The organism is Priestia taiwanensis (assembly GCF_014638355.1).
In the GTDB taxonomy this organism is placed as follows: Bacteria; Bacillota; Bacilli; order Bacillales; family Bacillaceae_G; genus Priestia_D; species Priestia_D taiwanensis.
Genome location: NZ_BMFK01000001.1, coordinates 1581040 through 1606177, shown reverse-complemented (window position 1 = coordinate 1606177; position 25138 = coordinate 1581040). Strand labels below are relative to the sequence as shown.

At 37.2% G+C, this 25138-nt stretch carries 28 protein-coding genes; 15 read left to right on the top strand and 13 right to left on the bottom strand.

Features of this window, described 5'->3' with window-relative positions; genetic code table 11:
- Positions 1–30 precede the first annotated feature (30 nt).
- Positions 31–1251, top strand: a complete 1221-nt coding sequence (locus tag IEV41_RS08280) for an EAL domain-containing protein (RefSeq protein WP_188387917.1) — start codon at positions 31–33, stop codon at positions 1249–1251.
- Between the two features lie 198 nt (positions 1252–1449).
- On the top strand, positions 1450–1956 hold the full coding sequence (locus tag IEV41_RS08275) for a DUF3993 domain-containing protein (RefSeq protein WP_188387916.1): 507 nt from the start codon (positions 1450–1452) through the stop codon (positions 1954–1956).
- A 21-nt stretch (positions 1957–1977) separates the two neighbouring features.
- Here the strand turns inward: IEV41_RS08275 and IEV41_RS08270 are convergent, their stop codons facing one another.
- Positions 1978–2217 carry a glutaredoxin domain-containing protein gene (locus tag IEV41_RS08270; RefSeq protein WP_188388732.1) on the bottom strand — a complete coding sequence of 80 codons (240 nt, stop codon included), beginning with the start codon at positions 2215–2217 and terminating at the stop codon, positions 1978–1980.
- A gap of 322 nt (positions 2218–2539) precedes the next feature.
- On the opposite strand from IEV41_RS08270, the gene IEV41_RS08265 reads away from it, so the two are divergent.
- Positions 2540–4546: a methyl-accepting chemotaxis protein gene (locus IEV41_RS08265; protein WP_188387915.1), complete on the top strand. Its 2007-nt coding sequence runs from the start codon at positions 2540–2542 to the stop codon at positions 4544–4546.
- Between the two features lie 396 nt (positions 4547–4942).
- Positions 4943–5503 (top strand): hypothetical protein, encoded by a 561-nt coding sequence (locus tag IEV41_RS08260; RefSeq protein WP_188387914.1) that lies wholly within the window; start codon positions 4943–4945, stop codon positions 5501–5503.
- Between the two features lie 293 nt (positions 5504–5796).
- Here IEV41_RS08260 and IEV41_RS08255 read toward each other — a convergent pair whose 3' ends face one another.
- The 7 genes from IEV41_RS08255 to IEV41_RS08225 form a co-directional block, all read right to left on the bottom strand.
- Positions 5797–6063, bottom strand: coding sequence for a phage holin family protein (locus IEV41_RS08255; protein WP_188387913.1), 267 nt, complete (start codon positions 6061–6063; stop codon positions 5797–5799).
- Positions 6064–6203: 140 nt separating this feature from the next.
- On the bottom strand, positions 6204–7076 hold the full coding sequence (sdaAA, locus tag IEV41_RS08250) for an L-serine ammonia-lyase, iron-sulfur-dependent, subunit alpha (protein ID WP_188387912.1): 873 nt from the start codon (positions 7074–7076) through the stop codon (positions 6204–6206).
- Positions 7077–7110: 34 nt separating this feature from the next.
- The gene (sdaAB, locus tag IEV41_RS08245) at positions 7111–7773 is read right to left on the bottom strand and encodes an L-serine ammonia-lyase, iron-sulfur-dependent subunit beta (protein WP_188387911.1); all 663 of its coding nucleotides are present in this window, start codon (positions 7771–7773) and stop codon (positions 7111–7113) included.
- Positions 7774–7861: 88 nt separating this feature from the next.
- Positions 7862–8893 (bottom strand): PTS sugar transporter subunit IIC, encoded by a 1032-nt coding sequence (locus IEV41_RS08240; RefSeq protein ID WP_188387910.1) that lies wholly within the window; start codon positions 8891–8893, stop codon positions 7862–7864.
- A gap of 377 nt (positions 8894–9270) precedes the next feature.
- On the bottom strand, positions 9271–9702 hold the full coding sequence (locus IEV41_RS08235) for a universal stress protein (protein ID WP_188387909.1): 432 nt from the start codon (positions 9700–9702) through the stop codon (positions 9271–9273).
- A 123-nt stretch (positions 9703–9825) separates the two neighbouring features.
- Positions 9826–10134: a hypothetical protein gene (locus IEV41_RS08230; protein WP_188387908.1), complete on the bottom strand. Its 309-nt coding sequence runs from the start codon at positions 10132–10134 to the stop codon at positions 9826–9828.
- 104 nt (positions 10135–10238) lie between these two features.
- Positions 10239–10544, bottom strand: coding sequence for a hypothetical protein (locus IEV41_RS08225; RefSeq protein ID WP_188387907.1), 306 nt, complete (start codon positions 10542–10544; stop codon positions 10239–10241).
- 392 nt (positions 10545–10936) lie between these two features.
- On the opposite strand from IEV41_RS08225, the gene IEV41_RS08220 reads away from it, so the two are divergent.
- The 5 genes from IEV41_RS08220 (at position 10937) to IEV41_RS08200 (ending at position 14490) form a co-directional block, all read left to right on the top strand.
- Positions 10937–11176 (top strand): YkuJ family protein, encoded by a 240-nt coding sequence (locus IEV41_RS08220; RefSeq protein ID WP_188387906.1) that lies wholly within the window; start codon positions 10937–10939, stop codon positions 11174–11176.
- Positions 11177–11278: 102 nt separating this feature from the next.
- The gene (locus IEV41_RS08215; protein WP_373284205.1) at positions 11279–11815 is read left to right on the top strand and encodes a ribonuclease H-like YkuK family protein; all 537 of its coding nucleotides are present in this window, start codon (positions 11279–11281) and stop codon (positions 11813–11815) included.
- A gap of 170 nt (positions 11816–11985) precedes the next feature.
- Positions 11986–12435 (top strand): cyclic-di-AMP-binding protein CbpB, encoded by a 450-nt coding sequence (cbpB, locus tag IEV41_RS08210; RefSeq protein ID WP_188387905.1) that lies wholly within the window; start codon positions 11986–11988, stop codon positions 12433–12435.
- A gap of 103 nt (positions 12436–12538) precedes the next feature.
- A complete protein-coding gene (gene dapD, locus IEV41_RS08205) occupies positions 12539–13249 on the top strand; it encodes a 2,3,4,5-tetrahydropyridine-2,6-dicarboxylate N-acetyltransferase (RefSeq protein ID WP_188387904.1) in 711 nt (236 codons plus the stop codon).
- A 122-nt stretch (positions 13250–13371) separates the two neighbouring features.
- Complete coding sequence (locus tag IEV41_RS08200) at positions 13372–14490, top strand: N-acetyldiaminopimelate deacetylase (RefSeq protein WP_188387903.1); 1119 nt, start codon at positions 13372–13374, stop codon at positions 14488–14490.
- Between the two features lie 20 nt (positions 14491–14510).
- On the opposite strand, the gene IEV41_RS08195 is transcribed toward IEV41_RS08200, so the two are convergent.
- Together IEV41_RS08195 and IEV41_RS08190 are read right to left on the bottom strand one after the other, a co-directional pair.
- A complete protein-coding gene (locus tag IEV41_RS08195; protein ID WP_188387902.1) occupies positions 14511–15101 on the bottom strand; it encodes a 2'-5' RNA ligase family protein in 591 nt (196 codons plus the stop codon).
- A gap of 88 nt (positions 15102–15189) precedes the next feature.
- Positions 15190–16266 carry a CotH kinase family protein gene (locus tag IEV41_RS08190; protein ID WP_188387901.1) on the bottom strand — a complete coding sequence of 359 codons (1077 nt, stop codon included), beginning with the start codon at positions 16264–16266 and terminating at the stop codon, positions 15190–15192.
- A 146-nt stretch (positions 16267–16412) separates the two neighbouring features.
- Between IEV41_RS08190 and IEV41_RS08185 the strand changes: the two genes are divergently transcribed.
- Both IEV41_RS08185 and IEV41_RS08180 read left to right on the top strand, forming a co-directional pair.
- Entirely contained in the window at positions 16413–17234 is an 822-nt protein-coding gene (locus IEV41_RS08185; RefSeq protein ID WP_229722176.1) for a L,D-transpeptidase, read from the top strand.
- A 359-nt stretch (positions 17235–17593) separates the two neighbouring features.
- Positions 17594–18946, top strand: a complete 1353-nt coding sequence (locus IEV41_RS08180; RefSeq protein WP_188387900.1) for a C40 family peptidase — start codon at positions 17594–17596, stop codon at positions 18944–18946.
- Positions 18947–18990: 44 nt separating this feature from the next.
- On the opposite strand, the gene IEV41_RS08175 is transcribed toward IEV41_RS08180, so the two are convergent.
- Positions 18991–19458 (bottom strand): hypothetical protein, encoded by a 468-nt coding sequence (locus IEV41_RS08175; protein ID WP_188387899.1) that lies wholly within the window; start codon positions 19456–19458, stop codon positions 18991–18993.
- Between the two features lie 245 nt (positions 19459–19703).
- Here IEV41_RS08175 and IEV41_RS08170 point away from each other — a divergent pair, with 245 nt between their 5' ends.
- The 3 genes from IEV41_RS08170 to IEV41_RS08160 all read left to right on the top strand — a co-directional run bounded on the left by IEV41_RS08170 (position 19704) and on the right by IEV41_RS08160 (position 22223).
- Positions 19704–20369 carry a potassium channel family protein gene (locus IEV41_RS08170; protein ID WP_188387898.1) on the top strand — a complete coding sequence of 222 codons (666 nt, stop codon included), beginning with the start codon at positions 19704–19706 and terminating at the stop codon, positions 20367–20369.
- Between the two features lie 119 nt (positions 20370–20488).
- Positions 20489–21082, top strand: coding sequence for a TVP38/TMEM64 family protein (locus IEV41_RS08165; protein ID WP_188387897.1), 594 nt, complete (start codon positions 20489–20491; stop codon positions 21080–21082).
- Positions 21083–21158: 76 nt separating this feature from the next.
- On the top strand, positions 21159–22223 hold the full coding sequence (locus IEV41_RS08160; RefSeq protein WP_188388729.1) for a CapA family protein: 1065 nt from the start codon (positions 21159–21161) through the stop codon (positions 22221–22223).
- Positions 22224–22296: 73 nt separating this feature from the next.
- Here the strand turns inward: IEV41_RS08160 and IEV41_RS08155 are convergent, their stop codons facing one another.
- Both IEV41_RS08155 and IEV41_RS08150 read right to left on the bottom strand, forming a co-directional pair.
- Entirely contained in the window at positions 22297–22602 is a 306-nt protein-coding gene (locus IEV41_RS08155; RefSeq protein WP_188387896.1) for a hypothetical protein, read from the bottom strand.
- Positions 22603–22648: 46 nt separating this feature from the next.
- Positions 22649–23104 (bottom strand): hypothetical protein, encoded by a 456-nt coding sequence (locus IEV41_RS08150; RefSeq protein ID WP_188387895.1) that lies wholly within the window; start codon positions 23102–23104, stop codon positions 22649–22651.
- Positions 23105–23290: 186 nt separating this feature from the next.
- On the opposite strand from IEV41_RS08150, the gene IEV41_RS08145 reads away from it, so the two are divergent.
- Positions 23291–25126 (top strand): bifunctional homocysteine S-methyltransferase/methylenetetrahydrofolate reductase, encoded by a 1836-nt coding sequence (locus IEV41_RS08145; RefSeq protein ID WP_188387894.1) that lies wholly within the window; start codon positions 23291–23293, stop codon positions 25124–25126.
- Positions 25127–25138 lie beyond the last annotated feature (12 nt).

The following is a 25138-nucleotide window of genomic DNA, read 5'->3' as shown; positions in this document are numbered from 1 at the left end:
CGATAGAGATATGATAAGGGGGCTTGAACAATGGATGCATTAGAAATTATGGCGAATTTAGATAGGGTAGTCCCTTATTACCAACCGGTTTTTAGTGCGGATGACCACGAAGTAATAGGATATGAAGTATTAGGATATATGGAGATAGACGGAGAGAATGTCAGCATCGGGCATTTTTTCTTAGATGAATCTGTTCCAGAAGACTTTCGTATGGAAGTAGATGCAATCGTATTAGAGAAGGCAATAGAAGATTATATGCAGACGGATCAATCATTCTATTTATTTATTAATCGTAATCCCAACCTTCTTGAATATGATGAGAAAGAAATGTTCTTAGAGCAATTGCTACGTTATGAAGAGCAAGGGCTCCGTTTAACGAATATTATTATCCAGCTAACAGAGCATCATTTTACAGGTGATTTAAAAAGCTTGCGACATTTACTCACATACTATCGTACGTACGGAATGAAATTAGCAGTGGATCATATTGGAAAAGGGAATAGTAATATTCGCCGTGTTGGAATGTTGGCACCTGATATTTTCAAAGTAGATTTAGTTTCGTTAGATAAGGAACAGAATACACCAGCGTATCAAGATACGTTATCATCGTTACCATTTCTCGCTCGTAAAATGGGAGCGACTATTTTGTATGAAGGAATTGATCAATTTTATCATTTACAATATGCATGGAAAAACGGTGGTAGGTATTATCAAGGAAGATATTTACATGCAGCGAGCCCGTCTTTCATGGACAAATATTCATTGAAAGATCGTTTGCGTCAAGAATGTCATACATTTATTGTTCATGAGAAGAAGAAATTACAAGCGATTCAAAGTTACAGCGATACGTTAAATGAACGATTAAATACGTTCATGATGCGAATGAAGAAAATAGATGATTATAATAAATTCCTTCAAGTACTAGCAAAGGAATTCTCGGATGTCAGTTTTCGCATGTATGTATGCGATGAAGATGGCTTCCAAAAGTCAGCAAACATTGAAAAAGAGGCAGATGGTGATTGGGTATTGTATCCAAGCTATATGATGAAGAACTGGAGCTGGCGACCATACTTTTTAGAAAATATTATGAAGATGCGTGTGAACAAAAAAGGTAGACTGTCAGATTTGTATACAGATATTAAAAGTGGAGAAACGATTCGAACGTTCTCGTATCCAACAGATGACAATGACTACATTTTTATGGATATTCCGTATGATTATTTGTATAAGACGGAAGGATTATTGCGCTAATTAGGAAAAGTTAGAGAGAAATGTCTCTCTAGCTTTTTGCATTTTATAGGGCTTTTTGAAAGAAAGAGTGGAATACCGTTGATTTAGAAAGATTGCTGTCTAGAGGTGTTGCTATTTTACGAATGATTATTCATCGTTTCTGTTCTAAACGTTGTTACAATAAGGACAAGGAAAACAAACGGAAGGGATGGGATGTGTATGGAAAGAAAAGCAATTCCTTTATTAGCTGGGATATTGTTACTCATTTTTGTCTTTGCATTTGTTTCGTTTTCAGAGGCACAGGAGGGAACAACGATTAATAGGGACGAAGCATTGAAAGTTGTGAAAAGCGGAATAGCAGCAGAAAAAGAAGTAGTGAAAAAGAAGTTAGATGTAGCGAATGCGGAGAAGGCATTAAGTCCGCATTTGACTTCTACAAGCTTACAAGCATTTCTTGATGATAACATCCCTCAAAGCGATTCTAAGTCATACTCACGAGATAATTTAATGAATTACACACCGGATTTTAGCTATGATAACAAGACGAAAGCGGTATACGATAAAGAACATGGATTAGTGTACGTATATGAGCAAATCAAAGGTAAGTATTACGTGATTATGCTTATGAAAGAGAGAGATATGTGGAAAATAACAGGATATAATGTGAACACGAAGTTATTACCTGAAATTGAACGATTACAAGAATACGGAGCAGTATTGAAATAAGGAAGGACACGATGTCCTTCCTTATTCTTTTATTCCGAGTAATTCCTGTAACTTTTCGATGTTAAATCCAGCTACAACTATACTGTCAACGACAACAGTTGGGGTAGAGAATGAGTCATACTCATGTACCATACGATTTCTTGCTATTGTATCTTTCTTTACGTCAAACTCTTCATACGAAACGCCATGGTGTTGTAGAAATTGTTTTACGATTGTGCATGGTGGGCATTCTGGTTGTGTATATAACTCGACCTTCATAATGTACGTCATCCTTTCTTAGTGGAGTGTTTATTTATCATATCGATAAATAAAGAAATTGTATAGAGGAAAGAAGGAGAGCAGAGGGGTTTTATAGGCATATTATACCCAAATAATTACTAATAGAAGGTACATAGTATAGGTGGGACAATTATGAGCTAGTACATTGTTTTCATTTTTCATGAACAAATCATCAATCACACTATAAAAGAATAGAAACGATGCTATAATAAACAATGTTTTAGCGAGAGGAAAAGATAGGTTTTGATTGATTTTGGTAAATGTTTTAGAGGTATAAATCTACTAGGGGAGTGAGTACATATCGATGAAGAAAATTCAAACAAAGATGATGTTAATGTTTACTGTATTAATTGCTATTGTCATTATTAGTATACAATCGATAGTGTTTTTGAAAGTAAATGAAAAATTACAAGATAATATTAATAAAGAATCCAACTTAATTGTGGAGAATGTATCAGAGGACTTTTTCTATATTTTAGATACAATTAGATTAGATTTAAATCGTTATGCGAAGACAGATATGATTTTAAGCTTTTTTGACGCATCAAATAAAGATGAAGTGAAAGAAGAAATATTAGATGATTTTGAAGTATATATAAGCGAATATACAAATATTTCTGCCCTTTATATGGGAACGAAGGATAAGGAATTTATTACGTCGTTCAATAGAGGGGAGAGTCAACCAGAGGGATATGATCCTACTTCACGAGATTGGTATAAAGAAGCAGCAGCAGCTAAAGGAGAAGTTGTCTGGAGTAAGCCTTATGAATCGGCTTCCTCGAAACAATTAGTTATAACTGGTTCAAAAGCAATTATGTCATCAGATAATAAAGAAGTGTTAGGAGTACTTGCGTTTAATTTTGCTTTAGATGAGATTCAAAAACAAATCGACAGCATGGAAATATCACATGATGGCCAAGTCTTTATTGTCGATCAAAATAAGATGGCAGTAGCATATCCAGAGAAAAATGGTCAGGATGTATCCAATGAACCAATTGTACAAGCGTTAACGAGTAATGTGGATAAGCAATATTCTAGTACATTATCTGGAAAAGAAATGGAAGTTTATTATACAACATTAGAGAAGTTTAACTTGGATGTTGGGGTCATGTACCCAGTTGAAAAGATTAAAGAAGATTTAGACTCATTAAAGAAAAACGTATACATAATGAGTATTATTGCGATAATCCTTACAGTTATTGTAGTTTATGTCATTGCAAGACGAATAGCCAAGCCAATTGCAAATCTTAGTCTAGAGGTACAAAAATTTGCAGAGGGAGATTTAACGGTTCAATTAGAAAGTAAAACAACAGATGAAGTTGGACAGCTAACGAAACATTTTAATGAAATGGTCTTACAAATGAATGAAATGGTTCGTACAATTCAATTGAATGTAGCAAATGTAGAAGAGTCTTCACAGCAAGTATCGAATTTAACAGAAGAAACGACGGCATCGAGTAAAGAGATTGCAAGTGCAATGGATAGTGTAGCAAAAAATGCAACACACCAAGCGAATGAAATTGAGGGCATATTAACCCGTATGGAAGATATGTCAGAATCCGTTTCGGAAGTGAATAATTCGATGAATGCGATGGCGCAACTATCTTCGGAAGTAGATTCTTCATCAAACGACGGAATAAATCGATTACAGCAATTAAGACATACGTCACGTGAATCTACTACACAATTAGAAGAAGTAGAAGTGGTTATGTCTAATTTAGTAGAGCGAGTAGCTACAATTAGTGATGTAATGGCAACGATTCGCTCTATTTCAGAGCAAACGAACTTACTTGCTTTAAATGCAAGTATTGAAGCTGCTAGAGCAGGAGAGCATGGCAAAGGGTTCGCGGTAGTAGCGACAGAAGTAAGGAAGTTAGCGGAGCAATCGAGAGAAGCGACAGATCATGTTGGGAATACAATAAAAGGTATTCAAGAAGAGACAGAGCGAGCTGTTGAGGCAATGAATCAAACACGTCAAATGGCAAATGAACAACAACAATCTGTGATGAACACAGAAAGTGCATTTAATTCTATTACATCTGCAGCAGATAAGCTTGCACAATCTGTGAAGCAAGTAACAGTTGAAATGGAGAATATAGCGAAAGATCAAGAAACGTTTGGCCAAATTATCCAAGTCTTTGCAGCTGGTAGTGAAGAAACAGCAGCTGCATCAGAAGAGGTAAATGCATCAATAGATGAGCAGTTAACGTACTTACAACACGTTGCAACAACATCTGACGATTTACAGATAAATAGTCAAAAGGTAAGAGAATTAGTACAACATTTTCGTGTGAAGAGGGAAGAAGAATAAAAGGAAAAGTAAAAACTGTAGGGAAGTATACCCTACAGTTTTTTGTGCTACTAGGGTCCTGTTTTCTATATAGTAAAGGAATATACGGTTTAATGATTTATAGTACTTTAAGTATTGATATACCTATATACAACTGTTGTAGTTCTTTAAGTAAACTGATACCCTTTAAATATGAAAGAAAATAGATGGACAAAGATAAATGGATCGTTAATTATCATTTTGTAGTTTTTCTCGATAAAGAAGAGACATCTTTTTAAAAATTGGGGTTTAAGAGAGATTTAAAGAATTTTTTTCGAGTCCATGGTCACGTGCCTATTTCGTCAGAGCAATACATAAAAGCACCGAATAGCTTTAAAGGCTAGGTTATTCTGTCCGCAGGTGCTAGTGGAGGGAAACATGCTAAAGAATCTTCTGTATTCTTTATTAAAATTATTAATGATAGTTCTATGTATATTTATCCTTATGAAGATTTGGGGATTTGTTATATGGATAAATGACATGCCAGTGGATAAATGGATAGCTTCAACTAGTGTATTTGTTGTTCCGCTATTTACGCACTTCTTCCTACAAAAGAGACAAGTTAAACTCAGAAAAATCATACTGATTAATGTGTTTTTGGTAATTATTCACGTAGGGTGGCTATGGTCAACAAAAAACCATCCATATTATTATGTGTATATTGAAGGAAACAAAGATTTATCACCTTCGTATTTGGTTCATGAAAGTTCAAATGTCAAACATACGATTGAATATGAAACAGGCGCTAGCTATGATGTGTTTTCATCCAAATATACCTTGTTTAAATCGATTAATCCTATTCTTTTTAGAAAAGACAGTGTTAGAGAGTATGAGCCGGGCCTTATTAAATTCCATTCATCAGACAATTTTAGTATAAAGAAAGGAGAAAACGAATCAATCTATATAGATACAAAATACAAAGATATACTAGTTAAATAGAGATAACCAACAAAAAAGCGTAGCCACTCCTAATGTTTATTACAGCTAGGTCGCCATGGCGTCTTTATCATGTGAGGAAGGTTGTCCACAGGGTATGTAGAGATTCAATTAGGAGTGAGTCCTAGCCACATAATCTTGTAAAGGTTATGTGGCTAGTGAAGAGGCTAGAATGTAAAATACGTATGTAATAGAGTTTTTTGTGATTTTGTATAGACGCTTTGTTTTTTGTTATATGCAAGATGAATATTACTTGCAGGGAAAAGGTGAGCGCACACTAGGCTCACCTTTTTCTTTTATTCTTCTTTTTTGTCTTCTGTGCGGTTCACAACGGTTTGCTTGTACAATTGGTTTCCGTATACGGCAATACCGACAGCGGCGATTGCATTGAGAAATGCTTCTGCTGTAAAGCCGTCTCTAATAAAGAAATAAACACCGCTAAAGAAGAGCAAAATCCACGGAATAGACCAGTCTGGGATTTGTTTTACGGATTTGAGCATCGTTCCTAAGATGAGGAGAAGAGGAACGAGCATCATTGCTTCTGGATATAATTGAACGTCCATAGTATCCCTCCTTTTTGAGAAAAAGTGTGTATCAAAATAATATATGAGAGAGATGGACAAGGTGTGCAGAAAGAGCGGGAGTAGAGGGGGTTTTTGTTTAATAAAAAATCCCCTATGCTTGTAAGCATAAGGGAGAAGAATTATTTATCACCGAAGATTTCAGCTTCTAATCGTTTACCAGTTGGTGTTGCTGCTAAGCCACCTTCTGCTGTTTCACGAAGTGCAGATGGCATTGTTTGACCGATACGGAACATGGCATCAATTACTTCGTCACATGGAATACGACTCCAAATACCTGCTAGAGCCATATCAGCTGCGATCATTGCATTTGATGCACCAGCTGCATTACGCTTTACACAAGGTACCTCTACAAGTCCAGCTACTGGATCACATACTAGACCTAGCATGTTCTTTAAGGCAATTGCCATTGCTTCAGCAGCTTGCTGTGGTGTACCGCCAGCCATCTCTACTGTTGCTGCTGCTGCCATTGCGCTTGCGCTACCAACTTCGGCTTGGCAACCACCAGCTGCACCAGAAATTGATGCGTTGTTTGCTACAACAAGACCGAATGCGCCAGCTGTGAATAAGAATTGAATCATTTCTTCACGAGTCGGATTTAATTTATCTTTTACTGCAAATAGTACGCCTGGTACTGTACCAGCTGAACCAGCAGTTGGTGTTGCACAAATTGTACCCATTGCTGCATTTACTTCATTCGTTGCAACGGCTTTACTTACCGCGTCTAAAATTGTGTGACCTGATAAGCCTTTGCCGCTGTCAATGTATTTCTTCATTAATACAGCATCGCCGCCAGTTAAGCCAGTTACAGACTTAACACCTTTTAAACCACGCTCTACTGCATCTTCCATCGTTTTTAAGTTCTTTTCCATACCAACGAAAATTTCTTCACGAGAGCGTTTTGTCACGCGCATTTCTTGCTCAATCATAACTTCTGCGATTTTAACGCCTTTTTCTTCTGCTAGTGCTACTAGCTCTGCTACATTACGAAACATAGTATCATTCCTTTATCTTCACTTTGTTGTTGTTTTAGTTTTCAATTGTTGTTACTTGTAAAATGTTTGGAAGTGTTTGGATTTCTGCGATTAGCTCATCGCTTACAAGCTCATCTGATTCAATGATCATGATTGCTTTTTTTCCTTTTTCTTTACGTGCCACTTCCATGTGACCGATATTTACTTGATTCTCAGCAAGTGTCTTCGTTACATTTGCAACAGCACCGTAACGGTCATGATGTAAAATAACAAGAGCTGGATTAGTACCCGTTAATTTTAATGCAAAGCCATTTAACTCAATAATCTCCATTTTACCACCACCGATGGAAATACCGACAACTTCTAGCTCATCTTCGCCATCTGTTAGTAGTAATTTTGCAGTGTTTGGGTGTGGGGATGTAGCTTCTTCTTCGACGAAAGTAACTTCCATTCCTGCTTCTTTCGCAAGTTCAAGCGATTGTGGGATACGTAAATCGTCTGTATCGAAATCTAACAGACCGCCAATGATTGCAACGTCTGTGCCGTGTCCTTTGTATGTTTTTGCGAATGATTCATATAAAGAAACAACTACTTTCTTTGGTTGTTTATTAAATAGTTGACGAGCAACACGTCCAATACGAGCAGCACCTGCTGTATGTGAACTAGAAGGTCCAATCATGACTGGGCCAATTATATCGAATACTGTTTTATACTTCATTGTTTTCCTCCTGTAGTGTTAGTATATGTTGTAAGAACAAGAAGAGAGCAGAACGAAATGTTCTGCTTCTTCGAATTACAATTATTTATTATGCAGCTTGTTCACTTGTTCCACGAATTTCAGCAACTGTACGAATCTTGTAATTTTTAAAGATTAATGAACCGATGTAACCAGCGATGATACCGGAAATTGCAATGGCAACAGCGCAGATTGTTACGGTCGTTGCATCATTAAATCCATACATAACCATTAATCCAGCGATTGGAGTAGCTGTTCCTGTAGCATTATTAATTAAACCAAATTGTGATACGATTACCCCTGCCATCGCACCACCCATGAAGTTTGTAATATATACAGGAATTGGATTAGCTGAGATTAAGTCAGCTTGTGTTAATGGTTCAATTGCAACAGCGATTGTTGTACGCTTATCACCGAACTTCATACGCTTAAAGAATACATAGTTCATGAATGAAGAACTTGTTACAGCTAATGCACCGATTGCCATTGGCATGCCCGTTAAACCAATCATTGCTGTTAGTGCCATCGAGCTAAGTGGAGCCGTTGCAACAACTGTAATAACGCCGCCAAGGATAATTCCCATGATAATTGGGCTATCAGCAGAAGCAGATTCTAAAATTCCACCAATTTGAAGAAGTGTGCCTTTAATAATTGGGTCTGTTACTTGCGCGATGTAACGAGTAAGAGGCGCTGCAATTACGATACATGCGATTAAGTCTAAGCCCTCTGGAACACGCTTCACGATTTGCTTAATAACGAATGATACTAAGTAACCAGCGAAAAATCCTGGCAATAGACCAAATTTGGCAACGGATGCTCCCATTAACATTGCGTATACAGGTGATACCCCCATTGCAAGTCCGACTAATGTCGCACCAGCAACACCACCTAGACTACCAGCCGATGTACCAACTTCTCCTAAAAATTCAAAGCCGAATAAATCGCCACCAACATATAATTGGAATGCTTCTACTAGGAAACTAGCAACAGCTGCGTTTGCTAGTGCTCCCATTGCTTTCATACCATTAGGAGCTTTGAAACTGAATAATGAAAATAAAGATAGTACTAATAATAATAATAAAGTCCCTTTTAAAATCTCCATCCCTTGTTTTCTCCTTTAGATATGCAATCTTTTCTATTCCCCTTTTAATATGAAATAGAACGTGAAATAGTAATTCGGATTTTAGTATATCGCAAAAAAAAGTTGTTTCGATTATTTTTATTTTTTTGGCAATTTAGAAAAAAACTGTTACATGTTATTTACGTTAACTGTTGTGTTTATGTTGGTTATTATTGATGGTTTTGGTGAATAAAAGAATGAGCGTATAAGTGTAGAATTTCTATAGGTTGTAAGCGGATTGGTGATGTACGCGTTTTCAAAAAATAAGAGGGTAATGATGAAAAATAAAAAACTGTACTAGTGATTTTTCAATTTACACTAGTACAGTTTTTTATTTTTTTATTATATAAATTATAGCCTTACTTTTTAACAACTAATACATCGCACTTCGCGAGGCGAGTAATGCTTTCTGATACACTACCAATGAAGAGACGTTCAACTGCATTTGTTCCATGTGCTCCGCAAACAATTAAATCAACATTAAATTTAATGGCGACATCTTTTGGAATGACACTTTTTGCAGAACCGTATGCTAAATATGTTTCTACTTCAATCTCAGCTTCTGTTGCTCTATCTTTGTAGGCAGATAATATTTCTTCTCCATATGAAACGAGGCTTTCGTGAAAAGTTGGGTTGTACACGTTACCTGTATAGACACCTAAGTCTGCAACGTGTGTGATAACTAACTTGGCATTGTTGCGCTTTGCAACTTGTATTGCTTTAGCGAGTGCACGTTCAGCTTCTTCAGAACCGTCTACCGCTACTAATACTGTCTTATAAGCTAACTCCATCGTAATCCCTCCCACTTGTACCTTACATCTTTATTGTACGAAGGATAGGGAAAGAATGAAATACTTTAGACGATTCTGTCACAAAAATGCCTCTTTTCAATTGAAAAGAGGCATTCGATGTTTCTATTCTGTTACCATTTCTTTTAAAGTAGGGAAGATGTTTATATATTCCCATGCGCCTTCGTTGCCTACAACGATATATACAGGCAAGGCTTCTTCTGTTTTGTTCACGCAAATGGAGTTTTCTAAACCTTTCACATATCCGATGACAACCATATCATCGCCAATTGATGGACGCTCTGCTTTTTTTGTGTTTTCTTCCGTGAATAAAACAACTGGCATTGTGATAGAGCCTTCTTCTGTTTGGAAATCAACATCAATTTCCGTTACGTATGCCTCTGTTAATATGTTTAAAATTTGTTGTTCTGTCATTTTGTCGTCTCCTTGTTTATTCCCTTATTTTTAATAAAGAAGGGAGTCATATCTCGTTAGTATATACGTTAATACTTACTTATACAAGATGAACGCGTTTGTGGTTATGTGAAAAGAAATAAAAGTGCGATAGATAAGATACTGTATAAAGCAGAGCCTTGAAGAACTGGTGAGAAAGTAGTAGAAGTGGTTTCTGGTTCATCGACAATACCAGCTTTTGATGGAATTTCATATTGAATGTTATATAGCGGAATATTTCCTTGAACAGTTAGCCAAAAAATACCGATGATGAGCGCGATACTGACGAAGAAAGAAATACTCGTATAGCTCCATCCGGTTAGCAGAGCAATTAGAATAGTAAGAAACACCTCCGTTAATATTGTGAAACCAATAACATAAAAAGACTTCATAATGATCCTCCTTTTAGTGGTTATTCCCTCTTAGCTTTATTATAGTGAGACGGTGTTAAGGGAATATTAACTCACTTTAACAACGATATTAATGTATGCTACAAAGTATGCTAAAAACATAGTTCTTTTTCTTATTTTTTGTGAATTTTTTGTAAAAAGTTACGAAAGGCTTGTGATTTGGCAAAGAAAACGGACGAAATGTCGAGGAGAATTGTCGAAACATTGTGGATTATTGATAGAAAAGTGGTTTTTCATTGTCATTCGAGCGGAGAACGATTATTCTAGTAAAAGGGGCATTTTCTAGGTGCGATTTTTCATTTCGTATGGATAGAATGTCAATGTATGCAAAAGCTAGTGATAAGCAAAAAGATAGAAGAAAGGAGAGATTTTTTATGTCTCTGCTACAAGGAATTATTACTCGTCTGGAGAACTTGAAAGAACAAGCGACAACGAGCGGTGAAGTTTCTCAACGTTTCTTCGAAGTTGAAGGTGTACGTATGTGCAGCGTAAAGTACTTTGATAAAACGGAAACATTCGAATTAGAAGTATATCAACAAGGTGAGAAGCCACAAACATATCAATACGACAACATCGATTTAGTTGCAATCGAAATTTATGATATGATTTCATAATACATGTACATATAAAAACACCCCACTTGTTCAAGTGGGGTGTTTTTATATGTACATAACTCTTGTTTTTAAGAATACAATATAGTGCCACGTAGTTATTTAATGCAGAGGGGAGGACAAATCGTGAGTGACGAGATGTTTTACAATTTATCGATGTGTAATATGTCATTTGAGGATGTGTTTGGGCAAATATGTACGTTTATGAAAAAAGACCCTAGACAAAACTATCGCTTATCGATTGGAACAGATTCTAAGGTTCACACACGATTCACACGCTTCATTACTGCTATCCATATTCATCGTATCGGAAATGGTGCATGGGGGTGCTTACGTCCAATTGTGATAAAACGAGAAGTGATGAGTTTACGAGAGAAGATTCATTTAGAAACGATGTATAGCCAAGAGATTGCGTATTTATTTACACCAGAACGAACGAGTGAATTAATTGAAATTATCTATCCATATAAGAAAGAAGGAGGTAATTTCACGATGGAGATACACCTTGATATTGGACAGTATGGATTAACGAGAGAATTCATTCAAGAAGCAACATCGCGTATTACGGCAATGGGAATTACTGCGAAAATTAAACCAGATGCTTATGCTGCTTCTAGTTATGCAAATCGCTATACGAGATAACAGTGGAGTATGTATTATTTGTTCCGCTCATTCTTCTTAGTAAGATAGAAGACTATGATAAGGGTGAGCGGGAATATGGTATATTTTGTTTCTGCGAGAGAAACGAAGAGAAGACAAGCTGCTTTTATGGTATGATAAGGGGGTGAGTTTACACGAATGGGGGAGCCAATGTGATTCATCTTCATCATAAAGATTTCTTATCATATAAAATAAGAGACTTACTTATTTCATCTGAGAAAGTGGCACACGTACAAGTAAAGCATAGCCTAGAGCATGCATTATTAATATTAGTGAAATCAGGATATTCCGCTATTCCGGTATTGGATCCGAAATATCAACTAAAAGGATTAATTAGTACAGCTCGCATTTTAGATTCGATTCTTGGATTAGAACGCATTGAATATGAACGTTTAGAGCATATGAGGGTGGAAGAGGTCATGATGACGGATATTCCTCGCCTTCATGTGAATGATTCTGTCGTGAAAGGATTAGAATTGACAATTGATCATCCTTTCGTATGTGTACAGAATGAAGAAGGGTGTTTTGAGGGAATCTTAACAAGACGAGCTCTATTAAAGAAATTAAATCAACTTGTTTTATTATTAACGAATATGAGATAAAGCGATGTGCGAATGATAATATTTTTTGGATGGAAATGCATTTAAGGGCTTGTCGTTCGCACATACGTTTGTTAGAGTAGTATATATTGTGATCTAGAGGAGGATGTACATAATGGATGCAAAGCAAATTATTGAATTTATTCAAAAGAGTGAAAAGAAAACACCAGTGAAAGTATATATTAAAGGGGATATGGCAAAGGTTGAATTCCCGGAAGCGGTACAAGCATTCATAGAAGCGAATACAGGGGTTGTATTTGGTGAGTGGAATGCAGTGAAAGAAGCGTTAGAAGCAAACGAAGCGCATATCACAGACTATGTGGTAGAAAACGACCGTCGCAACTCAGCGATTCCTTTATTTGATATGAAAGGCGTAAATGCTCGTATTGAGCCAGGCGCAATCATTCGTGACCAAGTAGAAATCGGTAACAACGCTGTTATCATGATGGGTGCGGTATTAAACATCGGTGCGGTAATCGGTGAAGGTACAATGATCGACATGAACGCAGTACTTGGTGGACGTGCAACAGTAGGTAAGAACTGTCACGTAGGTGCAGGTGCAGTATTAGCAGGCGTTATCGAGCCACCTTCTGCACAACCAGTTATTTTAGAAGATAACGTATTAATCGGAGCAAACGCAGTAGTTCTTGAAGGCGTGAAAATTGGTGAAGGCGCAGTAGTTGCAGCTGGAGCAGTTGTAGTAGAAGATGTACCAGCACATACAGTAGTTGCAGGTACACCAGCTCGCGTAATCAAAACGATCGATGAGAAAACAAAGTCAAAAACAGAAATCGTACAAGCATTACGTGAATTATAAGAAGATGTGAACAAGGTTAGGAGGGGTACCTCCTAACCTTTTCTTATGGAATGCTAGAAAGTAGTATACTTCTTTCAAACCTTTTTGTACAATACAGGAAAAGACGACATAGGAGGAAGAGGATGAAAAGTTATGTAGACATTCGTCGTGACTTACACCGTATTCCAGAGCTTGGTTTTAAGGAGTATAAGACACAAGCCTATTTATTAGATTACTTGAAAAGCATCGCGACGGAATATATGGAAATTAAAACATGGAAGACAGGTATTTTCGTTCGAATTGCGGGAAAGAGTCCAACGAAAACAATTGGATATCGTGCAGATATTGACGCATTGCCAATCACAGAAGATACAGGATATGACTTCACATCGACACATGAAGGATTAATGCATGCATGTGGACATGATTTACATATGACTATTGCGCTTGGTATTGTGACAGAATTGGCAGAAGAGCGTATTGATGATGATGTTGTGTTCCTTTTTCAGCCCGCGGAGGAAGGGCCAGGTGGAGCATTACCAATGATTCAAAGTAAAGAATTTGAGGCGTGGAAACCGGATATGATTGTTGGTCTTCATATTGCACCGGAATATTCAGTTGGTACTATCGCAACAAAGGAAGGGTTGCTTTTTGCGAACACATCAGAATTATTCATTGATTTAAAAGGAAAAGGTGGACATGCTGCATTTCCACATCATGCAAATGATATGGTTGTAGCAGCTAGTTATCTTGTGATGCAATTGCAATCCATTGTAGCACGCAACGTAGACCCACTCGATAGTGCGGTTATTACGATTGGAAAAATTACTGGTGGAACAGTACAGAATGTCATTGCAGAAACAGCTCGATTAGAAGGCACGATTCGTACGTTATCTGTTACATCGATGAAGAAGGTAAAAGAGCGTATCGAAGCAGTTGTGAAGGGGATTGAAGCTAGTTTTCAGTGCGAGGCAGTTATTGATTACGGTGCGATGTACCATCAAGTGTATAACAATGAGGTGCTAACGAGAGAGTTTATGGAGTATGTGGAAGCGTCGGAGATGAACCTTATTGAATGTAAGGAAGCGATGACTGGAGAAGATTTCGGGTATATGATCAAAGACATCCCAGGCTTTATGTTCTGGCTTGGCGTAGACTCGGATTATGGATTACATCATGCGAAGTTAATGCCTAGTGAAGGTGCAATAGAGAAAGCTATTTCGTTCTTAGTGACGTATATGCGCTGGAAGGGTAATAAATAAAAAAGTAGATGCACGTATGTTTATGTACGTGCATCTACTTTTTCTGTATATACATAACTATCTGCTTGTAATGGAAGTTCAATTACAGGTTGATAGCGAACACATTTACCGTTCTCGAATGTCGTATGAACGAGGCCGATTGATGTAATTGTCACTTCGATTGGTGAAAATTGTTCGCTGCAATAAGCAAAGGCGTCCTTTAGTTCTCTTTGAGTTAAATTATTTGCTAATGTACAGTGCGGTACCCAGTTTTGCGGGTTGTATAAAGAATGCTCTATATCAGCAAAAGAACGACATACAGAGTGATAGGATGTATGCATGTTCAATAGCTCTATTGTGACTGTCGGTGCGAGAAATAGCGTCCCACCTGGGGGGAATGAACTAAGTGCACTAAATAAAATTGGCAATGGCCTTGTCATTTGGCAAAATGTTTGGATATAAATTGGAATTCTATGTAGTGGCAATTTATGATATGTTGCAAGTGTGACGTGCGGTCGTATTCCTTTGACGTGTTGCGCATGTATTGGTAATCTTTTCGATGCTAACTTCTGTGACAGTTGTTCTATTTTTGCTTCACTCTTCTCATCAAATAATGCAACAACAGCGTACATATTTATTCACTCCTTCGACAAGTATCGTAATTTTAGTATACAGAAAATTATCTGATTATTGCAATGATAATGAAAAAAGAGCGACTTGTTATTGCAAGACGCTCAGTTCACTTGTTAAAAAAGTATTCCGCTTTTCAATAAACGCAAGGATATGATCAATTTCCTCGTGAAATGAATGTGTCTCATATTTCAAACGTGGATCACGATGCAAATGAGGTTGCACAACTGATGAAATACGATCAATTTCAGAGCGGATAAAGGACGGAGTAAACCGCTCTTTCAATGTCGCTTCAAGTAGCTTGTAGTAACGTTTTCGAATTAAAGGTACTTGTAAGAGCCGCTCGGTTAAAATGTTACGCCCACAAATAGAAATATAATCATGAGGTAACGGATTTCCATTATATTTCCTTCCCCATGTGCCGTCATAATCCCATGGAATAAGACTAAATAATTTACTATCGTTATCACGATATAGTGCATAGTTATGTGTAAAGCCATCGGCGTTTTGTGTACAAACAATACCAACGAGCCAACGTAAATAATGTTCAACGTGAAGAACGGAATAGATTTGTCGTTCAAACTCCTGCTTTGTAGTCGTATTGATTGTAGACAAAAAATCGATTACATGTTTATCGTCCTCTTCTGTACCATGCTTTCGTATATATCCGTCTAGTAAGAGGTTTTTGTCTGGATGAAGGGAGAAATCAGCGCGGTGATTAATGGCGTAATAGATGGGGCCTTTTGCCAATCGACGATTTCGTAAAAAATTCTCGTCAACAGATTCTAATTGCAAATAGAGTCCCTTTGGCTTTTGATTAATGGTGATGTTAGCGTAGGTTGAGGAAGGTGATAGGATGCCAAGTATTGAGAAGAAATCAAGGGCGAGTTTGTTCCTCATTAGAGATGGGTCGTTGTATTCTGCATTTAAATGGATGGTATGAACGTTCTCAAGAGGTGATTTATCTTCTAAGAAGACAGAATAGGAACGTTTCTTCATTTTGCGTGTATAAGCACCTCGATAAGACATAGATACAGGGTATTGCTTTCGACGGTATGACAGAATGGCAGGGGTTGGGTTATCATGCCAAAGTCCTTTTGCAAATTCAGAATGATGCACAGAGTGAATAAAGAAATCGTATGAAGAGACAGAGAGCTTTTGAAACATATATGCTCATCCTTTCGTGGTGTCATTTCATCCATGTCATCATATGATGAAAAAGGTAAGAGTGACACTTAACAGGAATTCGGAAGATGTTGGGTGAATATTGTTAATAAAGTATATATTTATTGAGAGGAGGAGGTGAACGATTCGTGGAAGAAGAGAAGCTTAGCCGGGCTCAGCATCGAAGAAAGAGGAAAAAAGTTTTTATCCCTATTTTACTTCTACTTACCCTCATCGTTGGTGTAGTTGCATTCACTGCGATGTCATCACAATTTACTACGTATGCAGCACCGAAAAAAGCACAAACAATCTTGTATAAAGAAAAAAATAAACAGTACGATGCCCAAGCTGTACAGTCACTTGCAAAGAATAAACAAGAAAATATACAGCCAGTGGCAAAGAATAAACAAGATGAGACGAAAAATGTACAATCGGTGACGAAAAATAAACAAGATGAGACGAAAACTGCAAAACCGGCGGCGAAAAATAAACAGGATGATGCAAAAGCTGTAGAAGGTAATGTACCGCAACAACTTCTAATTGTAAGTCGTAAGCAGAATAAACTTTATTTCTATGAAAATGGTAAACTAGCTCGTACATTCTCTGTAGCAACAGGGAAATCAAGTACGCAAACTCCAGATGGTGTATTCCCGATTGTAAATAAAATTAAAAATCGACCATATTACACAAAAAATATTCCAGGAGGAGATCCGCGAAATCCACTTGGAGATCGATGGATGGGATTGGATGTAAATGGAACAAAAGGAACAACGTATGCGATTCACGGTAATAATAACCCAGCAGCAATCGGACGGTATACAACATTAGGGTGTGTTCGCATGCATAATAAAGATATTCATTGGTTATTTGATCGTCTTCAAGTTGGGACGAAAGTAATTGTGACTAATTCGAAAGAACCGATAGAGACAGTAGCGTTAGCAAAAGGATTTAAACTGTATGCTGCTAAATAGGGGGAAGAGGGTGTGCCGGAATGGTATGCCTTTTTTGTATGGAGGGAGTTATTTATATTTTTATTGGTTTTCTTTTTCTTTTTTGTCTAAGGTTTGTGTATAATAAGGATATATGTTGAAAAAGGGATAAATAGGGAATTATATTGTTTTTTAGATTGATATATTCTTAGATGTGTAGGGTCTTGGGGGATGGAAGTGAAGTATCTTTGAAATAATTGTCTTTTTCTATTAATACTTACATGATTGGAACCGATATAACAAGTAAAGATGGTTTTATCTCTTGGCGTATTTAGGAAAGGATAGCGATTCTTTTATACGAATTAAGAGAGAAAATAGATTTTTAGTAAGGAGAGTTTGGCATGAAATATAAAGTTTTGGGAATCACAGGTGCAGCAATTGTTGGTTCTATCATGTTAGCAGATTCAGCCGAGGCATCTCAGAATCAAGGTGTGGTAACGGCAGATGTGTTGAATATCCGTTCAGGATCCGATGTATCTCATAGTATTATTGGGAAAGCTTACAATGGCCAAGTAGTAACAATTGTTGGAGAAGTCAATGGCTGGTATAAAGTCAATCATCAAGGAAAAGTAGGTTATGTGAGTGGTGCGTATATTAAGACGCAAGGATCATCATCAAATGTAAGCCAAGGAACAACAGGTGTTTACAAAGTTACAGCCGATGTATTGAATGTTCGTTCAGGATCTGGCACGTCGCATCGTATAATTGGAAAAGCACATCAAGGACAAGTATTAGAGGTTACTGGTCAAGAGAATGGTTGGTACAAAGTAAATTATAATGGCCAAACAGGATATGTTAGTGCTGAGTACTTGCAAAAAGCAGGTGAGCAACCAAAACCACCAACATCAGGAAATGTATCTGGAGCGTATACTGTAACTGCAAGTGCATTGAATGTCCGTTCAGGACCTAATACGTCTCATGGCGTAATTGGAAAGACGTATAAAGGCCAAACTGTAACAGTTACAGGTCAAGAGAACGGTTGGTACAAAATAAACTACAATGGTAAAACAGGCTATGTTAGTGCTGATTATTTGCAAAAAGCAGGGGAACAGCCAACACAACCACCAAAACCACCAACATCAGGAAATGTATCGGGCGCGTATACTGTGACTGCAAGTTCACTTAATGTACGTCAAGGACCAAGTATATCTTCTAGCAAAATTGGTACAGTATATAATAGGCAACAAGTAAACGTACTAGAATCAGAGAATGGTTGGTACAAAATTTCCTATAACGGTAAAACAGGCTATGTTTCAAGTGAATATTTGGTGAAAAGTACAGGAACAACTCCTGAAGTAACGCCACCTAGTGACGCAGCCAAGGCTAGTGCTATGATTAATTATGCGAAAACGTTGTTAGGAGTACCTTATGTGTTTGGGGGATCTTCGCCAAGTACAGGTATAGACTGTAGTGGTTTTATTTACCATGTATTAAATAAAACTGGAACAAAGATTGGACGTACAAATGTAGAAGGTTATTGGAATGATTCAAGAAATTTTGTGAAAATTACTAAGCCACAACCAGGAGATATTATTTTCTTCCAAAATACATATCGCCGTGGTCCGTCTCATATCGGAATTATAATTGATAATGCAGGTAATTTTATCCACGCGAACGAGCCACGTGTAAAAATTGATAGTATGAATAATAGTTATTACAAGTCAAAATTCTTAGGATTTAAACGAATTAAATAAATAAAAAAAACCGAGGCAGTATTACTGGCCTCGGTTTTCTTATTTTATCCTCGTGGTAATGCTTGTAATCGATTGGAATTCAGGAACACTAATGCTTCAATTGCTTGTCTATTAAAGATTTCGACCTCAATAGGTAATAAGAATTTATGTACTTCTTCTAATGCGGTTTTCAATGCCACTTTTTTGACATTTTCTGTTGATAGCTTCGGAAGATGCAGTGGTAAGCTATATATATCGAATGTATCGAATTCGGCGAAACGATCGGTCTCTGGCTCAATCCGTTCATCGAATACTTCTAAATCACAAGAACGTAATGTTTTCCCAGCATCTACTTCTACCACGTTGTGAAACATGATTCGATACTGTGTATAAATGTTATATTTCATACGGCTATGTTGTAGACCATAGGTCGAGAAACTACATGTAACGTCTTGTTCATGTAAAAAGACAAAGCCATATGCACTTCCTTCTAATGTAACTTCTTTCAAGAATTTTTGGATTTTAATTGCCACCGTCAAATTCTCCCTTCCCCTGACAAATTTCTCTTTGTCTATCATAATCGATAACGATATGTTTTGAAAGGGTAAAAAGTTATAAGGATAGAACAATTTTTTGAACGAATGAAAAAATGCATATGTTGAAATTTTGGGAAGAATGGTATAGTAAGAACAAATAAGTAGCAAAGCTTATATTCTTTCCTTTAAAGAAAAATGGTAAAGTTAAGCGAGGAAAGATCTAATAGTGGAGGACATAATCGATGAAAAAGAAAAAAGAATTCGCAGTTATTGGTTTAGGTCGCTTCGGTGGAAGTATTTGTCGTGAACTTAGTAACTTGGGAATGGAAGTAATGGCAATTGATACAGATGAGGATCGTGTGAATGAATTTGCAAATATTGCTTCTCATGCTGTAATTGCTGATTCTACAGATGAAATGGTACTAAAAAGCCTCGGAATACGTAATTTTGATCATGTTATTGTTGCGATTGGCGATAACTTACAAGCGAGTATTTTGACGACGCTTATTCTAAAAGAACTAGGTGTAAAAAATATTACCGTAAAAGCGCAAAATGATCACCATGAGAAAGTATTACGCAAAATTGGTGCGGATCAAATCGTTCATCCAGAACGTGATATGGGGGTACGTATTGCGAACAATATCGCATCAAATAGTGTACTTGATTATCTGGAATTATCAGATGAACATAGTATCGTTGAAATTATAGCGAATGATAAGTTAATAGGACATACTATTATTGATTTAGATATTCGTGCAAAATATGGCATTAACATCGTTGCGATTAAACGTGGGAAAGAAATTATTGTGTCGCCTCGTGCCAATGAAATTATTAAAGAAGAAGATATATTGATTGTAATCGGAGCGGATGTAGATCTTGACCGTTACGAAAATTACTTATCGAGATAAGATGAAGGGGGCCCACCTATTGAAGTAGGTGGGCCCCCTTGTAAGCACGATTGTTCGATATAATGTATAATATGTAAGGGCTGGAAAAATATAAATAAGAGGAGAGAAGATAGACAAGCATGAATCAACAAGAACTTTTAGCGATACTTGAACAATATAGTCAATATGCACTCTTTATTAGTATTCTTTTAAACATAGCTGTAGCGTTAGTGGGTGTCTTGCCGAGCGTGTTCATTACGGCTGCGAATCTCGTGTTCTTTGGCCCTGTCGTTGGATTTATCATATCGATTATTGGAGAAGTAGTCGGTGCAATCATCGCTTTTGGATTATACCGTAAAGGATTGCAAAAAGCATCCCGTAAGCAATTAGAAAAGTATCCGAAAATTTTAAAGTTGCTTGATGCGAAAGGAAAAGATGCATTTAACCTTATTGTTGTATTACGAACGTTACCATTTATGCCATCTGGCCTTGTAACATTAGCAGCATCAATTGGACAAGTATCTATGCCAATCTATGCATCTGCAACACTTATCGGGAAAATTCCCGGTCTATTAATTGAAGCGGTTTCAGTATACCAAGTTGTTCAATTCAATTGGATTGGGAAAGCTATTTTGATAGTTATTGGGATATATTGGCTGTATCTTGTGCTACACTTTTTATATAAAAAGAGGAGGAAAAAGTGTGACGAGACGAAGGGGAATTCCACCACATAGACGAAAAATTGTTCTAATAAAGCGTACGATAGTAGTATGTATAGGGTTATTTTTATTATTTGGAATAGGGAAGTTTATGAGTGGCTTATTTTCTCAGTCTGACAGCCCAGAAGCAGTTGCAACAAAAGAAGAACAGACAGAGACATCAAAAGAAGAAACAAAAGAAAAAGCAGTAACACCTGGAGAAGAACCGGAAATTACGTTAACATTCTCCGGTGATACAATGTTTGATTGGGGATTACGTCCTGTTATTGCGAAGCACGGGGCAGATTATCCATTTCAACATGTGAAGAGCGAAGTTGAGAAGGCGGATTATTCGTTTGTTAATTTAGAGTCTACTTTTACAACAAGATCCGAAAAATTCAACGGGCAATTATTTTGGATTAAGAGCGATCCATCTACATTGCAAGCGGTGAAGAATACCGGGTTTGATTTAGTAAATCTAGGGCATAATCATTCGCTGGATTATTTGGAAGAAGGATTAGTAGATTCGATAACACATGTAGAGGAAGCAGGATTTGATTACATAGGTGCAGGTCGTAATGAAGAAGAGGCATATAAGCCGAAGGAAGTGGAGATAAAAGGGAAGAAGTTTAAGTTCTTCACATTTGTCCGCTTCTATCCAGATTACCGCTGGGTCGCAACAAAAGATAAGCCAGGTGTACCAAACGGTTACGATTTAGATTTACTTATTGAGAAAATTAATGAACAAAAAGGCGATGCCGATTATGTTATTGTTTACATGCACTGGGGGATTGAGAAAACGAATACACCAGCTCCGTATCAAAAAGAGTATGTAAAACGAATGGTCGAAGAAGCAGGAGTAGATGCAATTGTCGGTAGCCATCCGCACTGGTTACAAGGATTTGAGTATTATAATGGCGTTCCAGTTGCCTACTCGTTAGGGAATTTCTTATTCCCTGATTATGTAAAAGGACATTCGGCAGAAACAGGTGTATTAACGTTAAAGGCCAAGGGTGACAAAATTGACATGTCCTTTAATCCATATATGATTCGAAACAATCAAATTTCACCTGTAGAAGGAAAAGAGCGAACAAAGATGTTGAAGTATTTACAATCTGTCTCTCCGAAAGTAACAATTGATGAGGACGGGAATGTTACAGCGAAAGAAGGTACTTAACGCATTACTGGAAGTATAGAAAAAGGAGTTATCTTATCTGTCAGATATGACAATAAGATAACTCCTTTTTTTGTTATGATGCGTGAGATTTTCGATTGTTTCTTATTTCAAGGAAGATACAGATAGCTGTTAAGAGGTGCATAATCATTCCGACAATGGGAATCCATGCGATGGACGACGTAATAATGCCAATCGTATTCGCTCCATTTGGTAGTTTCTCTTGTCTGCATAATATAACAATTACAATATGAAGTACTAACATGAAAAGTAACGGTGTCCAAATTAGGCTAAGGACGATAGATCCGCCTATAACGGGTATACCAAGAAAGGCTTCTAACCCCATCGAAATCCATTTCAGCAAATGAACCTTATCTTTCATCTTCTCACCTCTACTGATATATAGGTATGTCAACATAGACAACCTTTTATTTCATCGTATGTTCCCCTTGGTAGAGATATTCTTTTATTAGATGAAAGAGAGTGTCTTTCGTCTTTTGGTCTGCAAATGGATAAAAAGCCCCCTCATATAAAATACCACTGTCACTTACTTTTACTTTATGCTCCTTGAAATTACCTTCTAGATGGTGAAAAGTGAGAACATATTTCCAACTTTGAATGCCTTTAAATGATACGTTCTTGTAATGTCCTTCAAAAATAGTGTCTATCATCTTTAACGCAGCCGTCTTGTCATGGAGGTGGATAGAATGTTTATGTTTGAAAATAGGGCCGAAGAAGTCTCGTTCATACAATTCGATGATATGAATATCATCTATTTTTATTTCTTCTGTCTTTGGCTTGAAGTAGTCTACTACATCATGATGTGGCAAATAGTGTGTACATCCTGTAAAAAAGAAAATACAAATTAATAATAATCGTTTCATTATTTATCCCTCATTTGCACAATTCATTTTGTAGTTTGTGACATATTCTTTAAGAAATACACTTTTTTGATTTGAAAATATTCAGAAAAATGATATTCTATATGAATATAAAGAATGTAGAGATTCTTTAGTTTGTTCAGAAAACTTTTCTGAACAAGAATAATTAATGGGAGAAGGAATGTGTAGATGAAGTTATTAAAACGGCTAGAAAGTGGCATTGTGATAGCAGATGGTGCAATGGGGACACTATTGTATTCACACGGCTTACAAAGTAGTTTTGAAGAGTTAAACATGACCGACGGGGGATTAATTACGGATATTCACCGAGCGTATATTGAAGCTGGTGCAGAAGTGATTCAGACGAACACGTACGGGGCGAATGAAGCGAAGCTACGTCTTCACGGTCTTGAAGATGATGTTGTAGCAATTAATAAGGCAGCGGTACAACATGCGAAACGCGCTGCAAATAATGACACAATTATTCTCGGTACAATTGGTGGAATGAAGCATATCGGTTCTGTCCATGTAACAAATATGGAACGAGAATATATGCTGCTTCAACAATCAACAGCATTATTAGAAGAAGGTGTTGATGGCCTTCTATTAGAAACGTTTTATGATGAGGAAGAATTATATGAAGCAGTGAAAATACTTCGTAATCATACGAAATTGCCAATCGTCGCACAACTTGCGCTTCATGAGGTTGGAGTTATGCAAAGCGGGCGACCAGTAGAAGAGGCATTAAAGCAGTTACAGTTATTAGGTGCGGATGTTATTGGACTGAACTGTCATTTAGGACCACTTCATATGATTGAATCATTGAAAACAGTTCCATTACCAAACGATACATTCTTATCTGCTTTCCCAAATGCAGGATTACCGAAGTATGCGGATGGACGTTACATGTATGAAGGAACGGATGCATACTTTGAACAAATGGCAACATTGTTTGTTGAGCAAGGCGTGCGTTTATTAGGTGGGTGTTGTGGAACGACACCAGCACATATTAAAGCAATGAAACGTGCTCTTACAAATGTACAGCCTGTCACAAAGAAAGATGTTGCAGTACGAACAATGAAAATTGAAGTAAAGCCAGCAGCTCCAAGAAAAACACAATCACTTGCAGAGAAAGCAAAGCGTGAAACAACAATTGTTGTGGAGTTAGATCCACCGAAAACTCTTGATACACGACGTTTCTTTGAAGGAGCAAAAGCATTGTCGAAAGCAGGAGCAGATGCGATTACACTTGCGGATAATTCATTGGCATCACCACGTGTTTGCAATACAGCACTGGCATCGATGCTCCTTAATAGTGGCATTAATGTACTTGCGCATTTAACGTGTCGTGACCGCAATATTATTGGCTTACAGTCACACTTATTAGGGTTAGAAACGCTTCGTATTCATGAAGTGTTAGCGTTAACCGGTGATCCAGCACGAGTTGGTGATTTTCCAGGAGCAACGTCTGTGTATGATTTATCCTCATTTGAATTAATTCGTCTTATGAAGGAGATGAATGAAGGACGTTCTTATGTCGGCAAAACAATTGGTCAAAAAACGAACTTCTCTGTCGGAGCAGCGTTTAATCCGAATGTGCGTAAGTTAGATGCGGCAGTTAAAAGGTTAGAGAAGAAAATTGACGCAGGAGCAGATTACTTCTTAACGCAACCTGTCTATGATATTAACCTCATTCGTAATATGTATGAGGCAACAAAGCATATTGAACAGCCAATTTTCCTTGGTATTATGCCGTTAATTAGTAAGCGAAATGCTGATTTCTTACATTTTGAAGTACCTGGTATTACGGTTCCGGATGCGGTACGCGAAGCAATGGGGGCGGCAGAGTCACCAGAGGCAGCGGTACAAGAAGGATTACGCTTCGCAAAAGAGCTACTTGATGAGGCGTTAACATACTTTAACGGTATTTATCTTGTGACACCATTTTTACGATATGAAGTAACTGAAGAACTAGTAACATATGTCGTTAATCATCCGAAACGAAAAGCAGAAATATATGTATAGAGGTGTCATGAT